Raw genomic sequence first — 14,274 nt, forward strand, 5'->3', positions numbered from 1 at the left:
AACGGCGTTCAACGGGCCGCAAAATCCTAACGCTTCCCCCGATAGGCCGGGAGTGCGATGCGGAACCGGATCGCCGCCCCGCGCAGTGCGAACCCGGCCGTCGCCGCCGGCAGTGCGGCGATGAACGGTGGCAGCCCCGCCGCCACCAGCACCACATGCAGCCCCGCCGCCAGCGCCGCCGCCGTCACATATAGCTCGGGTCGCATCAGGATCGACGGCACGCCGGCCAGCACGTCGCGGATAATGCCGCCGACGCACGCGGTCAGCACCCCCATCAGCGCCGCCTGAAGCGGCGGCACCCCATAGGTCAGCGCCTTGGCTGCGCCGAACACGCCGTACGCCGCCAGCCCTGCCGCATCGAGCCAGTCGAGCGCCTTGTCATGCCACCAGCGTTCGGGGGTGAACCACACCAGCAACGCCATCCCGACACAGATCGCCGCGACCGGCGATCCATGGACCCAGAACACCGGCGCCCCGATCAGCAGGTCGCGCACCGTCCCGCCACCGACCCCGGTAATGAGTGCGAAGAAGGCGGCAGTGACGAAGGTCTGTGCCGCCCGCGTCGCCGCCAGCGCGCCCGACGCCGCGAACACCGCGATACCGATCATGTCGAGCGCGCCGAGCATCTGCCCCAGCGCCTGCGGAGAAGGAACCATGGCGCTTCGCTAACGTACGGCACACCGAGTGGCGAGGGGGTGCTTGCCGCACCACCGCCCGATCGGGCAAAGGAACGCCATGCGACGCCTGTCCTCCGCCGCCACGCTTACCACCGTCCTGTTGGCCGCGCTGGCCGGCACCGTCGACGCGCTGGCGTTCAGCGGCCTTGGCGGCTTCTTCGCCTCGTTCATGAGCGGCAATTCGACCCGTTTCGGCGTCGGCCTCGCCCATGGCTGGGACTATACCGCCGCCACCGCCGCCGCGCTGGTCCTGTCCTTCGTCGCCGGGGCGATGCTTGGCACCATCGCCGGCGCGGCGGCGGCCGAACGGCTGGGGCAGGGGCGGCGGGCGGAGGCGGTGATGGGCCTCGTCACGCTGATGCTCGCGATCGGCGCTGCGATGGCAGCCTTCGCACCGCTGACGCTCGCCATGCTGATGCTGGCTGGCGCGATGGGCGCGCAGAACGGCGTCGTCGCCCCCGATGGCGAGGTTCGGATCGGCCTGACCTATATGACCGGTACGCTGGTCCGCATCGGCCAGCGCCTCGCCCGTCGCCTGCTCGGCGACCGCTCGGCTCCCGGCCTGCGCCGCGACGCGCTGTTGTGGCTCGGCTTCGTCGCCGGAGTGACGATCGGCGCGATCGGCTGGAACTGGCTGGGTCTGGCGGCCTTGTGGGTCGTCGCCGCGCTGTCGGCGCTGCTGACGATGCTGGTCGCGCGCGTCGAGCTGCAATAGCATATCCACGCAATCCGTTCGGTTCGAGCAGCTTCGAGCCTGCCGAGAAGCGTCCGTCGAGAACGCCTCGCTTGGGGCACCCCTTCTCGACTGCGGTTCTCGACACGCTCGAAGCGAACGGGGGCCGGGGACGTGGCGGAAGGCGTCAGGCCTCCCCCTCCAACGGCAACAACCCGCGGACCTCACCGATGAACCGCACCACCGAAATCGGCTTGGTCACATAGGCGTTGGCCCCCGCCGCGCGCACCCGGTCCTCATCGTCGCGCCCCGAATAGGCGGTGACCGCCATGATCGGGATCGTGCGCAGCCGCGTATCGCCCTTCAGCATGGTGATGAGTTCCAGCCCGGTCATATGCGGCAACTGGATATCGGTGATGATGAGGTCGGGCAGGAAGCCGCGCGCGCGGGTCACCGCCTCGCGCCCGTCGCGGACCGGTTCGGTATCATAGCCATGCGCGCGCAGCAGGTCGCAGAACAGCTTCAGGTTCAGTTCGTTGTCCTCGACAACGAGTACCCTTTTTGCCACGCGCGTTGCATCCTTTGATGATCGTGGGGACGGTGTAGGCGATGCGACAGCGTGAGACAAATATTGACGCAGCGACACTTGCTTTACAAGCACTTGCTTGGATCATCGGCGATGAAGGCCGTGCGTCGCGCTTCCTCTCGCTGACCGGCGTCGACCCGGCCGACCTGCGCGAGCGTGCCGGACAGCCGGCATTTCTGGTACAGGTGCTCGCCCATCTCGAATCCTACGAACCCGATCTGATCGCCTGCGCCGATGCGCTGGACGTGCCGCCGCCGGCGTTGGTGCGTGCCCGCGCCGAACTGGAGAATGCATGAAACCGCTGCTCATCACCGATTGCGACGAAGTCCTGCTGCACATGGTCCGCCATTTCGGTAGCTGGCTGAAGGACGCACATGCGATCGACTTCCGTCTGCACGGTGGCGGCTTCGCCGAATCGATGACGCGCGCGGACGGCACGACGCTCGAACCGCTCGAAATGTGGGGCCTGCTCGACGGCTTCTTCCCCGCCGAAATGGCGCGACAGACGCTGGTCCCCCATGCGCGCGAAGCCTTGGCCGCGCTTGCCGAACAGGCCGATATCGTCGTCCTGACCAACCTGCAGGATCATTGCCGCACCCATCGCATCGATCAGCTTGCGACGCACGGCATCGTCCACCGGGTCGAATGCAATCAGGGGGGCAAGGGCCCGCCGGTCGCACGGCTGGTTGCCGAATATGGCCCCAGCGTCACCGTGTTCGTCGACGACCTGGCGGTCCATCACCAGTCGGTCGCCGACACCGCGCCGCAGGTCTTCCGCCTGCACATGGTGTCCGAACCCGACCTCGCCGTCCATGTCGCCCCGGCGCCCGCCGCCCATGCCCGCATCGACGACTGGGTCGAGGCGCAGGGCTGGATCGAGGCCCGCTTTGCCGAAGGGCGTGGCGCACAGGCTTGACCTCGTCCCCGATCAACGGAAAGGAACGCATCCATGGCATATGACATCCCCGCAAAGCTGGCCGAACGCGGCCTTTCGCTCCCCGCCGCCGCCGCCCCGGTCGCCGCCTATGTTCCGGCGGTCGAGGCCGGCGGGCTGCTCCACCTGTCGGGCCAGCTGCCCTTCGAGGACGGCAATCTGATGACCGGCCGCGCCGGCGAAGACCGCGACCTCGCCTATGCGACCAGCGCCGCGCAGAAATGCGCGCTGATGATCCTCGCCCAGGCCGAAAAGGCGCTGGGCAGCCTCGACCGGATCGAGCGCGTCGTGAAGCTCGGCGTGTTCGTCAATTCGGCCGGGACCTTCACCGACCAGCCCAAGGTCGCCAACGGCGCATCGGAACTGATGGTCGAGCTGTTCGGCGATGCCGGCCGCCACGCCCGTAGCGCGGTCGGCGTGCCCGTCCTGCCGCTCGGCGCCGTGGTCGAGATCGACGCGATCCTCGCCATCCGCGCATAAGCCTTTCCGGACCCGCCGCTGTTGCGATCGCGCAACAGCGGCGGGTCGCCGTGTGTCTCACAAGCAATTTCCGTTGTGCGGCGCGGCACGCTGGGACATATTCGGTCGCAGGGCGTCAGACCGCACGGGCCGGAAAGGTCCACCGAATCGCGGCGACGTTCGAACGCAGGAGAATCACCACGGAACCTAGAAAGGGTTTACGATGCGATTCTCGACCTTCCTTCCGGCCGTCGTCCTGGCCGCCACCACCGCGATGCCTGCCTTTGCGCAGGAGGAAACCGCACCGCCCGAACCGATCACGATCAGCGGCAGCGCCTCGGTCGCGTCCGACTATCGTTTCCGCGGCGTGTCGCAGAGCGACAAGAACGTCGCGGTGCAGGGCGGCATCACCATCGCCCATGAAAGCGGCGTCTATATCGGCACCTGGGGTTCGAACCTCGCCGGCTGGGGCACGTTCGGCGGCGCCAATCTCGAACTCGATCTGATCGCGGGCTACAAGAAGACCTTCGGCACCGCGACCGTCGATGCCGGCGTCACCTGGTACACCTATCCGGGCGGTGCCGACGAAACCGACGTCGTCGAATTCTATGGCAAGCTGTCGGGCACCGCGGGTCCCGCCACGCTGACCGCTGGCGTGTTCTACGCGCCCAAGCAGACCTCGCTCGGCTATTTCACCGCATCGGCGACGCCGCCGGTCGCGGGCGACGGCAGCCGCCAGAAGAACCTGTATCTCTCGGGCGACGCCGCCGCCGGCATCCCCGAAACGCCGGTCACGCTGAAGGCGCATATCGGCTATTCGGACGGCAATCCCGGCCTCGGCCCGAACGGCACCAGCCTCGCCCCCACCGGCAAATATTGGGACTGGCTGATCGGCGCCGACTATACCTACAAGAATCTGACGCTGGGCGTGGCCTATGTCGACACCGACATCTCGCGCGCTGAATCGGGATATATCGAGCCGAACTTCAGCAAGACCACCAACGGCAGCCCGATCGCGGCGAGCACGGTGGTGGTGTCGCTGACCGCGGCGTTCTGATCGGGGGCGGGCGGAACGCCGCCCGCCAACCGGACTGCGGTCCATCCCGACGGCATCCCAGCGCAGGCTGGGCTCTCCTGCGGATAGCAGGACACCCTTGTCCCAGGAGACCCCAGCCTGCGCTGGGGTGACGTTGCTGGTAGGGGCGAAACACAGGTTCGCAAGCGACCTTTGGCACCTCCCGTCATCCCGTTCTGTTCGAGCAGCTTCGAGCTTGTCGAGAAGAGGGTCGGGTGAACCATGCCCCGCATGGTTCAGGATTGTCTGGGGGACAATCCGACCCGCCCCTCGTCGAGAACACGCCCGCTTGTGCCGCCGCCTTCTAGACTACTCTTCTCGACAGGCTCGAACCTCCGCTCGAAGCGAACGGGGAGGGGGTAGGGCACAAACAAAAAAGGCCGGCCGCCTCTCTGGCAGCCGGCCTTTTCGCACGCCAACCGACGCAAACCCTTACGGCGTGGTCGTCCGCGCCGTCTGTCCATCACCCGCCGGTGCCGCGATGATGTCGCGGGTCGTTGATCCCTTGTCGATCACATTGGTCCCCGGATCGGCCACGCCCGAACGAATGCCGGTATCGGCATCGGCATTGCCCGCCTGTTCCAGCGTCAGCCGCTCGGTCGCGCTGCGCGGGGCGGGGCCGCCGAACAGCGCCTGCATCGCCTGAGTCGACGCGGCGGTGTCCTGCGGGCGCGCCGCGCCCGGTTGCGGCGGTACCAGCGAATAATCGGGCGGGATCACCAGCGGCGCCTGCCGTGCGACCGCGAATTCATCGGGGCGCGACCGGTTGAGGGCATTGCCCTGACACCCGGCAAGGATCAGGCCCAGGCTGCCGAGGATGATGAAGTTACGCATTGGCCTTCTCCACAGGAACGTCGGTCTTCGGCTTGGGCGTGAACAATGCCCGGACGAGCAGGATCACGACGCCGATCGAAATCGCCGCATCGGCGATGTTGAATACCAGAAACAGGCTGTAGCCGAAAACATGCAGGTCGGCATAATCGACGACATAGCCGAAGCGCACCCGGTCGACGATATTGCCCAGCGCCCCGCCCAGCACCAGCCCCAGCCCGATCAGCTCGGGGCGCTGCGTCTCGCGCCGGATCCACACCGCCACCCCGGTCGCGATCAGCGCGGTCATCGCCACCAATGCCCAGCGCGCGGTCTCGCTCCCCGCCTGCAACAGCCCCAGCGACACGCCGAAATTCTGCACGAAGCGCAGCGTGAAGATCGGCAACACGTTCAGCTCGGCGCCCGGATAGTCGATGCCCATCGGCCCGGTGACCCAGTATTTCACCAGCTGGTCGACCGCGAAGACGAGCAGCGCGATCCCGATCGCCATCTTCCGCATCACGCCACCACCTTCGCGCATCGCCCGCACAGATCGCCGTCGGTCGCCACGTCCGGCAGATGCCGCCAGCAGCGTCCGCACTTGGCTTCCCCGGTCCGCGTCACCGTGATCTCGCCATCGGCTTGGCCGACTTTCGCCACGATGAACAGCTCGGCCAGTTCGTCCGCCGGCAGCGGCAGCGTCGGCACGGTGACCTCGGCCTCAAGGCTGGAACGCACCGTCTTGGCCCGACGTAACGGCTCGATCGCTTCAGTGACCTGTTGGCGCAGCCGGCGCACATCGGCCCATTCGGTGCCGAGCGGCTGGTCGGCGGGCAGCTGCGGCAATTCGGGCCATTCGAGCAGATGGACCGACCCGTCCTCGCTCGGGAAGCGCGCCTGCCACACTTCCTCCGCCGTGAACGCCAGGATCGGCGCGGCATAGCGGACCAGCGCGTGGAACAATATGTCGAGCACGGTGCGATACGCCCGCCGCCGCACGTCGTCGGCCGCGTCGCAATAGAGCGAATCCTTGCGGATATCGAAGAAGAAGGCCGACAGGTCCTCGTTGGCGAAATCGGTCAGCGCGCGGGCATAGCGGTTGAACTCGAACGCCTCCGCCGCCGAGCGCAACTCGGTATCGAGCTGCCCCAGCAGATGCAGGACATAGCGTTCCAGCCCCGGCATTTCCGCGACCGGCACCCGCTCGTCGTCGCCGAAGCCGTCCAGCGCGCCCAGCATGTAGCGGAAGGTGTTGCGCAGCTTGCGATAGGTATCGCCGGTGCCGGCCAGCACTTCCTTGCCGATCCGCACATCCTCGAAATAATCGGTCTGCGCGACCCACAGCCGCAATATGTCCGCGCCCGATTCGCCGATCACCTTCAACGGATCGACGACATTGCCGAGCGATTTCGACATCTTGCGGCCATTGCCGTCGAGCGCGAAGCCGTGGGTCAGCACCGCCTTGTACGGTGCCTGTCCCCGCGTGCCCGAACTCTCCAGCAACGACGACTGGAACCAGCCGCGATGCTGGTCCGACCCTTCGAGATACAGGTCGGCCCGCGTGCCCTCGCCAAAGCGCTTCTCGATGGTGAAGACATGGGTGCAGCCCGAATCAAACCACACGTCGAGAATGTCGGTGACGACCTCATAATCGGCCAGCGCGTAATCCGGCCCGAGCAGCGCCTGATGATCCGCCGCATACCACGCATCGGCCCCGCCCTCACGGAAGGCGGCCAGGATGCGCTCGTTCACGGCCGGATCGCGCAAATAATCGCCGGTCGCCCGGTTGACGTACAGCGCGATCGGCACGCCCCAAGCGCGCTGCCGGCTGATGACCCAATCCGGCCGCCCCGACACCATCGCCCCGATCCGGTTGCGCCCCTTCTCCGGCACGAACCGCGTCCGTTCGATCGCATCCATCGCGATCTCGCGGAGGGTAGCGCCATTACTCTCCCTCTCCCCTTCAGGGGAGAGGGTCGGGGAGAGGGGAAGTGCGGAGAGGTTGGTCACATCGAGCAACGGGTCACCCGACACCCCCTCTCCCAACCCTCTCCCCTGAAGGGGAGAGGGCTTAGAAGAAGCCCGGTCCATCGGAATAAACCACTGCGGCGTCGCGCGGAAAATCACCTTCGCCTTCGACCGCCAGCTATGCGGATAGCTGTGCGCGAAGTCGTCCGACGCCGCCAGCAGCGCGCCTGCCTCGCGCAGGTCGCGACAGATCGGCCCTTCCTCCAGCTTGCCACCACGCCCGGCGGCAACGAATTTCGGGTTGATGACGCTACCTTCGCCGCCCAGCCACGCCCAGTCGTCGCGATACCGCCCATCGGCCTGCACCGCGAACACCGGTTCGATGCCATGCGCCTTGCACAGCTCGAAATCGTCCTCGCCATGGTCGGGCGCCATATGGACGAGACCGGTACCGGCATCGGTCGTGACGAAGTCGCCCGGCAGCAGCGGACGCGGCTTCGCAAAGAACCCACCGCGCGCGTGCATCGGGTGGCGAGCAGTGGCGCCCGCGAGTTGTGAGCCTTTGACGACCGCCTCAACTTCAACGTTGGTGACGTACTCGCCAGCGAACATGCCTTGCTGACCGGCACTCGCACGTGCGTAGAACTGTGGCCAAAGCTGGGTTGCAGTGAGGACGCGCCTTACGTCGCCGTTCTGCAAGGTTACGCGAGCGATCCCGTACTCAATCTCAGACCCATAGGCCAAAGCCTGATTGACCGGGATCGTCCACGGCGTGGTCGTCCAGATCACCGCATGCGCGCCGACCAGTTCCGGCGCATTCGGCGCGTCCACAATCTCGAACGCCACGTCGATCTGCGTCGACACGACATCCTCATATTCGACCTCGGCCTCGGCCAACGCGGTCTTTTCGACCGGCGACCACATCACCGGCTTGGCCCCGCGATAGAGCTGGCCCGACATCGCGAACTTCAGCAACTCCTCGGCGATCGTCGCCTCGGCGTCGAACTTCATGGTCAGATACGGGTCTTCCCAGTCGCCCATCACGCCCAGCCGCTGGAACTGGCCCTTCTGCACATCGACCCATTTGGCGGCATAGGCGCGGCATTCGGCGCGGAACTCGGCCGGCGGCACTTCGTCCTTGTTGCGCTTCTTGGCGCGATACGCTTCCTCGATCTTCCATTCGATCGGCAGGCCGTGACAGTCCCAGCCCGGGATATACGGCGCGTCCTTGCCCATCAGCGACTGGGTGCGGACGACGATGTCCTTGAGCACCTTGTTCATTGCATGGCCCATATGGATGTCGCCATTGGCGTAGGGCGGGCCGTCGTGCAGCAGGAAGCGTTCGCGCCCCGCGCGTTCGGCGCGCAGCCGCTCGTACAGCCCGATCCGCGCCCAGCGATCGAGAATCGCCGGTTCCTTGGCGGCAAGGCCCGCCTTCATCGGGAAGTCGGTCTTCGGCAGGAAGACGGTGTCGCGCCAGTCGCGCGTGGTGTCGGGCGTATCGGTCATAGGAGCGCCCGCGATTAGCCCAACCCGCGCCGCTACGCCAGCGGCTCCTATCGCGGCGATCGCAGGCGCTTTCCTACACCCGGCCATTCAGTCAGGATGGCGAGGTTCTTTGCATCGTCGATCCCCCCCTGCCACGTCGGACAGAAATTGTTCGCGCAAAGGCGCTAAGGACGCGAAGGGGTCGCGTCCGGGGCAAGCCGCCCACGACCGGGAGACCCTGTCGCCCACCCAAACAACGAAAGACCGCTGAAGCGACCGGGATCGCCCGGAACGCAACCCCTTCGCGTCCTTAGCGCCTTCGCGCGAACCCAATCTCTTCTTCCGACCGCGCGACCAACTTCAGCGCCCGAAAGTGACAATCCACCCTGTCAAGCCACTCAAAAGACAGACAAGAACCGCCGAAAGCAACCCACGAACCGTGTCACCTTCGTCAACTTCCGCCGCTACCTCAGCACCGCCCGCGCGCGCTCGCAGTCCAGCGCCATCTGCACTTTCAGCGCATCGAGCGACTCGAACTTCGCCTCCGGCCGCAAATAGTCGATCAACGCAACCTCGATCGTCTGCCCGTACAGATCGCCGGAAAAATCAAAGAAATACGGCTCCAGCAACTCGATCGGCTCGCCCGCGATCGTCGGCCGGATGCCCAGGTTCGCCGCGCCCTTCAGCACCCGCCCATCGCCCAGCCGCCCGGTCACCGCATAGATGCCGTATGCCGGCCGCAGATACTTGCCCATCGACAGGTTCGCGGTCGGATAACCAAGCTGTCGCCCCAGCTGCGCGCCCGGTTCGACCACCCCCTCGACCGCGAACGGCCGGGTCAGCATCGCCGCCGCCTCGCGCGGGCGTCCCTCACGCAGCGCATCGCGGATGCGCGATGACGATACCACCGCCTGTCCGTCGCCGACCGGCGCGACCGTTTCGGCGACGAAGCCATACTGCGCACCCAGCGACCTCAGCACAGCGACATCCCCGCTGCGGCCCTTGCCAAAGGTGAAGTCGGTTCCGGTCACCACTCCCGCCGCCCCGACCATCGCGGCCAGCCGTTCGGCCGCGAACGCCTCCGCCGACAGCCCGGCCAGCGCTGCGTCGAAACAGAATACCAGCATCGCATCGGCCCCGGCCTCGCCGAACAGCCGCTCGCGCTGGTCGAGGCTGGTCAGTCGGAACGGCGGCAGATGCGGCTGGAAATAGCGGCGCGGATGCGGGTCGAAGGTCGCGACGATCGCCGGCCGCCCCTCGGCCCGCGCGCGCGCGACCATGCGGGCGACCACCGCCTGGTGCCCGGCATGGAAGCCGTCGAAATTGCCGAGCGCGACGATCCCCCCGCGCATCGCCGCCGGAATCGCCGCCCCTCCGTCGAGACGCTGCATCGCCGCCCCCTAGCGTCCGGCGGGCATGGGCGAAAGGGGCTGCATGCCCGCGCGCAGCACGCGCAACGCGTTGCCGCCCATGACCTTGGCGATCTCGCCCTCGTTCAGCCCCTGCGCGCGCAGCGCCTCGGCGACCAGCGCGACCCATGCCGTGTCGAACCCGGTCGTCACCGCCCCGTCGAAATCGGACCCCAGCGCGACATGATCGATCCCGGCAATGTCGCGGACATGCAGAATCGCGCGGGCGATCGCCTGCGGATCGGTCGAACACACCGCGCCCGGCCAGTAACCGATGCCGACGATCCCGCCGGTCCGGGCAATGCCCTGCACCTCGGCATCGGTCAGGTTGCGGTTGACCTTGCACGTCGCCTGCACCCCGCCATGGCTCGACACCACCGGCCGCTTTGCCACCGCCAGCACATCGGCCAGCGCGGCATGGCTGGCATGGGCGACGTCGACGATCATGCCCATCGCCTCCATCCGCGCCACGACCTGCCGCCCGAACGGGGTCAGTCCGCCCTTCGCCACGCCATGCATCGACCCGGCGACCTCGTTATCGTAGAAATGGGTCAGGCCGGCCATGCGAAACCCGCTGCGGTACAGCCGGTCGAGATTGGTCAGGTCGCCGTCCAGCCCGTTCAGCCCCTCGATCGACAACATGCCGCCGACCGGCCGCACCGGCCCGCCCGCCGCCCGTGCCGCCAGCAGCGCGTCGAGCTCCCGTGCGCTGGTCACCACCCGCAACTGCCCGTCCGACGCCTTGGCCGCGCGCCGCAGCCGGGTGGCGTGCCACAGCGACCGGTTGAGCAGCGACCCCCAGGTCCGCACCGGCTGCAACTGCGCGACCACCAACGGGGTGATATTGTCGCTGTTACCGTCGTTCGCGTCGTAATTCTGCCCGCGCGGCGTCTTCGTCACCGACGAGAAGATTTGCAGCGCGACATTGCCCTGCTGCAACCGTGGCAGGTCGACCTGTCCCCGCGCCGCCCGCGTCAGCAGGTCGCGCGACCATAGCAGCGTGTCGGCATGCAGGTCGACAATCGGCGCGGCGAAGCGCGGGCGGGGCGGCGTCGCCATCCGCCTTGCCAGCGCGGCCGACGGCTCGACCCGGTTCATCGACCGTTCGACGACCCCCGGCGCCAGCGAGAAAAAGGCGGCCGCCAGTATCGCCAGCAGCGCGACGCCCCACCAAACCGCCTTACGCATCCGTTGTTTAATCCCTGCGGCGCCGGGTCGACGCCGACCTGTCCCTTAGCGGTCGGCAGCCGGGCGGAGCAATGTGACGAAGCTGTACGCCGGACGATCTCCGTCCGGACTGTGCTCCTCGCGCCACGTTTCCTGCCAGCCGGTAAAGGGCGGAACGACCGCATCGCCCTCCGGCGCCGCATGGATCTCGGTGAGCTCGACCCGCTCTATCCGCGGCAACAGCAGCGCGAAAATCTCCGCCCCGCCGATCACCGCCGCTTGCGGACCGGCGAGCGTGATTGCCGAGTCGGCGTCATACGCGACCTCCGCCCCGGCCGCCTGCCAGTCGCGGTCGCGGGTCAGCACGATGTGGCGTCGACCGGGCAGCGGCGACGGAAAGCTCTCGAACGTCTTGCGCCCCATCACCATCGCCCGGCCCATGGTCAACGCCTTGAACCGCTTCAGATCGGCGGGCAGATGCCAGGGCAGCTGCCCGTCGACGCCGATCACGCCATTGTCGGCGCGGGCGAGGATCGCATCGATCATATCGCCACCGCCGCCTTGATATGCGGTTGCGCGACATAATCGTGCAGTATGAAATCCTCATGCCGATAGCCGTCGATCGCGTCGGGCCGCCGCGCGATCTCCAGCCGGGGCAGCGCCCCGGGCGTCCGCGCCAATTGCTCGCGCGCCTGCTCCAGATGGTTCTCGTAGAGGTGGCAGTCGCCGCCGGTCCAGATGAACTCACCGACGCCCAGATCGCATTGCTGCGCCAGCATATGCGTCAGCAGCGCATAGCTGGCGATATTGAACGGCACGCCGAGGAAGATGTCGGCGCTGCGCTGGTACAACTGCAACGACAGCTTGCCGTTGGCGACATGCGTCTGGAACAGGCAGTGGCAGGGCGACAGCGCCATCGCTTGCAACTCGCCCGGATTCCATGCGGTCACGATCTGTCGGCGCGAGGCGGGATTGGTGCGGATGGTGTGGATCAGCTCGGCGATCTGGTCGATATGCCGCCCGTCCGCCGCCTCCCAGTCGCGCCACTGCTTGCCATAGACCGGACCCAGATCGCCCTGTTCGTCGGCCCATTCGTCCCAGATGCTGACCCGCTGCTCCTGCAACCAGCGCACATTGGTGTCGCCGCGCAGAAACCACAGCAGTTCGATGATGATCGAGCGCAAATGCAGCTTCTTGGTCGTCAGCACCGGGAACCCGGCCGACAGATCGAACCGCATCTGGTGCCCGAACACCGACCGGGTGCCGACCCCGGTGCGATCGTCGGTCGGGATGCCTTCGGTCAGGGCGCGCTGCATCAGTTCCAAATAGGGGGTCATGGGTGTCGTCTTAGGCCGTAAGGCAGGAGAAGGAAAAGGGGTTCGCGCAGAGGCGCGGAGGGGGTGCTTGCGGCACGGTCCCTCCGCGCCAGTGGCCTCATCCCCGCTGCCAGCAGGCGAGTAGATAGCGCTGATGCGCAACAGCAACTTCGAACGCAACCCCTCCGCGTCTCCGCGCCCTCCGCGCGAACCCAATCTTCTTCCCTTCGACGCCCGATGCACACAAAAAAGGGCCGGTGTGTCACCACACCGGCCCAGGGGTTTTCCGCAGGAGGAAACTGTGGTCCGGGCGGCAGGGGACTAGGCCGCCGCCCGGTAGAAAAACTCAGTAATTGTAGGCGCGCTCGCCATGCTCGCCGAGGTCGAGACCTTCCAGTTCGACTTCCTTCGAGACCCGGCCGCCGGTCAGCGCCTTGGCGACGAACCATGCAATGGCGGTACCGACCGATGCCCACACGATGGTCACGATCACCGCGAACACCTGTACGCCGAGCTTGGCGCCCATGTCGTAGTCGGCCGCACCCGGACCGCCCAGCGACGGGGCATAGACTACCGCGGTACCGATCGCGCCGATGATCCCGCCGACGCCGTGGATGCCGAACGCGTCGAGCGAGTCGTCATAGCCGAGCTTGGGCTTGAGCACGGTCACCGCGAAGAAGCAGACGACCGAGGCGAAGGCGCCCAGCACGATCGCGCCGAACGGACCGGAGTTGCCGGCAGCCGGGGTCACCGCGACCAGCCCGGCGATGATGCCCGAGCAGAAGCCGAGTGCCGAACCCTTATGCCCCGAGAATTTCTCGGCGAGCATCCAGAACAGGCCTGCCGAAGCGGTCGCGACGAAGGTGTTGATCATCGCCAGACCCGCGGTGCCGTTGGCTTCGAGCGCCGAGCCGGCGTTGAAGCCGAACCAGCCCACCCACAGCAGTCCGGTGCCGACCATGGTCAGCGTCAGCGAGTGCGGAGCCATGCGCTCGGTCGGGAAGCCCAGCCGCTTGCCGAGCAGGATGGCGAGCACCAGCGACGACACGCCGGCGTTGATGTGGACCACGGTACCGCCGGCAAAGTCGAGCGCGCCCGCCTTGAAGAAATAGCCGCTGGCCGCCCACACCATGTGCGCGATCGGGAAATAGGTGATCGTCAGCCACACGATGGCGAAGACCATCACCGCGGCGAACTTGATGCGTTCGACCACCGACCCCAGCACCAGCGCGATGGTGATCGCGGCGAAGGTCATCTGGAAGCTGATGAAAACATATTCGGGGATTTCGACCCCGGCGGTGAAGGTCGCGGCCTGCGACGCCGAGGTGACGCCGGCGAGGAACGCCTTGCCCGGGCTGGAGATGAAGTTCGACAGCGTCGCGTTGGTCACGTCGGGACCAAAGGCGAGCGAATAGCCGTACATCACCCAGATCAGCATCGCGAGCGAGGCGACCGCGCCGATCTGCGTCATCACCGACAGCATGTTCTTGGTGCGGGTCAGGCCGCCATAGAAGAGCGCGAGGCCGGGGACGATCATCATCAGCACGAGGACGGTCGACACCATCATCCACGCCGTGTCGCCCTTGTTCACCGTCGCGACCGGTGCGGCGGCGGCGGCCGGCGCCTGCAGCGCGGCGTCCTGTGCCCAGGCGGGCAGCGCGGCGAACAGGCTCAGTGCCGCGCCCGCCATCAATTTCTTCGGATGTTGCATG

At 67.0% G+C, this 14,274-nt stretch carries 15 protein-coding genes; 5 read left to right on the plus strand and 10 right to left on the minus strand.

Features of this window, described 5'->3' with window-relative positions; genetic code table 11:
- Positions 1-26: 26 nt before the first annotated feature.
- The gene (locus MF607_RS13150; RefSeq protein ID WP_242119491.1) at positions 27-656 is read right to left on the minus strand and encodes a trimeric intracellular cation channel family protein; all 630 of its coding nucleotides are present in this window, start codon (positions 654-656) and stop codon (positions 27-29) included.
- A gap of 79 nt (positions 657-735) precedes the next feature.
- Here MF607_RS13150 and MF607_RS13155 point away from each other — a divergent pair, with 79 nt between their 5' ends.
- Positions 736-1,392 carry a YoaK family protein gene (locus MF607_RS13155; RefSeq protein WP_242119492.1) on the plus strand — a complete coding sequence of 219 codons (657 nt, stop codon included), beginning with the start codon at positions 736-738 and terminating at the stop codon, positions 1,390-1,392.
- A gap of 145 nt (positions 1,393-1,537) precedes the next feature.
- Here MF607_RS13155 and MF607_RS13160 read toward each other — a convergent pair whose 3' ends face one another.
- Entirely contained in the window at positions 1,538-1,918 is a 381-nt protein-coding gene (locus tag MF607_RS13160) for a response regulator (protein ID WP_242119493.1), read from the minus strand.
- Between the two features lie 41 nt (positions 1,919-1,959).
- On the opposite strand from MF607_RS13160, the gene MF607_RS13165 reads away from it, so the two are divergent.
- From MF607_RS13165 to MF607_RS13180, 4 genes are all read left to right on the plus strand, one after another.
- Positions 1,960-2,232, plus strand: coding sequence for a DUF3572 domain-containing protein (locus MF607_RS13165; RefSeq protein WP_242119494.1), 273 nt, complete (start codon positions 1,960-1,962; stop codon positions 2,230-2,232).
- Positions 2,229-2,852, plus strand: a complete 624-nt coding sequence (locus MF607_RS13170; RefSeq protein WP_242119495.1) for an HAD family hydrolase — start codon at positions 2,229-2,231, stop codon at positions 2,850-2,852. The genes MF607_RS13165 and MF607_RS13170 overlap by 4 nt, the downstream gene beginning before the upstream one ends.
- A gap of 33 nt (positions 2,853-2,885) precedes the next feature.
- Entirely contained in the window at positions 2,886-3,350 is a 465-nt protein-coding gene (locus MF607_RS13175) for a RidA family protein (RefSeq protein WP_242119497.1), read from the plus strand.
- A 202-nt stretch (positions 3,351-3,552) separates the two neighbouring features.
- Positions 3,553-4,386 (plus strand): TorF family putative porin, encoded by an 834-nt coding sequence (locus MF607_RS13180; protein ID WP_242119500.1) that lies wholly within the window; start codon positions 3,553-3,555, stop codon positions 4,384-4,386.
- A gap of 450 nt (positions 4,387-4,836) precedes the next feature.
- Here MF607_RS13180 and MF607_RS13185 read toward each other — a convergent pair whose 3' ends face one another.
- The 8 genes from MF607_RS13185 to MF607_RS13220 all read right to left on the minus strand — a co-directional run bounded on the left by MF607_RS13185 (position 4,837) and on the right by MF607_RS13220 (position 14,273).
- The gene (locus MF607_RS13185; protein ID WP_242119501.1) at positions 4,837-5,238 is read right to left on the minus strand and encodes a DUF3035 domain-containing protein; all 402 of its coding nucleotides are present in this window, start codon (positions 5,236-5,238) and stop codon (positions 4,837-4,839) included.
- Entirely contained in the window at positions 5,231-5,755 is a 525-nt protein-coding gene (gene lspA / locus MF607_RS13190; RefSeq protein WP_242119503.1) for a signal peptidase II, read from the minus strand. The genes MF607_RS13185 and lspA overlap by 8 nt, the downstream gene beginning before the upstream one ends.
- A complete protein-coding gene (gene ileS, locus MF607_RS13195; protein WP_242119505.1) occupies positions 5,734-8,691 on the minus strand; it encodes an isoleucine--tRNA ligase in 2,958 nt (985 codons plus the stop codon). Before ileS ends, lspA begins: the two co-directional genes overlap by 22 nt.
- Before the next feature lie 443 nt (positions 8,692-9,134).
- Positions 9,135-10,061, minus strand: a complete 927-nt coding sequence (locus MF607_RS13200) for a bifunctional riboflavin kinase/FAD synthetase (protein WP_242119507.1) — start codon at positions 10,059-10,061, stop codon at positions 9,135-9,137.
- A gap of 9 nt (positions 10,062-10,070) precedes the next feature.
- Positions 10,071-11,267 carry a dipeptidase gene (locus tag MF607_RS13205; protein ID WP_242119510.1) on the minus strand — a complete coding sequence of 399 codons (1,197 nt, stop codon included), beginning with the start codon at positions 11,265-11,267 and terminating at the stop codon, positions 10,071-10,073.
- A gap of 45 nt (positions 11,268-11,312) precedes the next feature.
- A complete protein-coding gene (locus MF607_RS13210) occupies positions 11,313-11,792 on the minus strand; it encodes a dihydrofolate reductase (protein WP_242119511.1) in 480 nt (159 codons plus the stop codon).
- Positions 11,789-12,583: a thymidylate synthase gene (locus MF607_RS13215; RefSeq protein ID WP_242119513.1), complete on the minus strand. Its 795-nt coding sequence runs from the start codon at positions 12,581-12,583 to the stop codon at positions 11,789-11,791. The genes MF607_RS13210 and MF607_RS13215 overlap by 4 nt, the downstream gene beginning before the upstream one ends.
- Positions 12,584-12,908: 325 nt before the next feature.
- Positions 12,909-14,273 carry an ammonium transporter gene (locus MF607_RS13220; RefSeq protein WP_242119515.1) on the minus strand — a complete coding sequence of 455 codons (1,365 nt, stop codon included), beginning with the start codon at positions 14,271-14,273 and terminating at the stop codon, positions 12,909-12,911.
- Position 14,274 lies beyond the last annotated feature (1 nt).

The sequence above is a fragment of the Sphingomonas lacusdianchii genome, assembly GCF_022664395.1.
Classification (GTDB): Bacteria; Pseudomonadota; Alphaproteobacteria; order Sphingomonadales; family Sphingomonadaceae; genus Sphingomonas; species Sphingomonas lacusdianchii.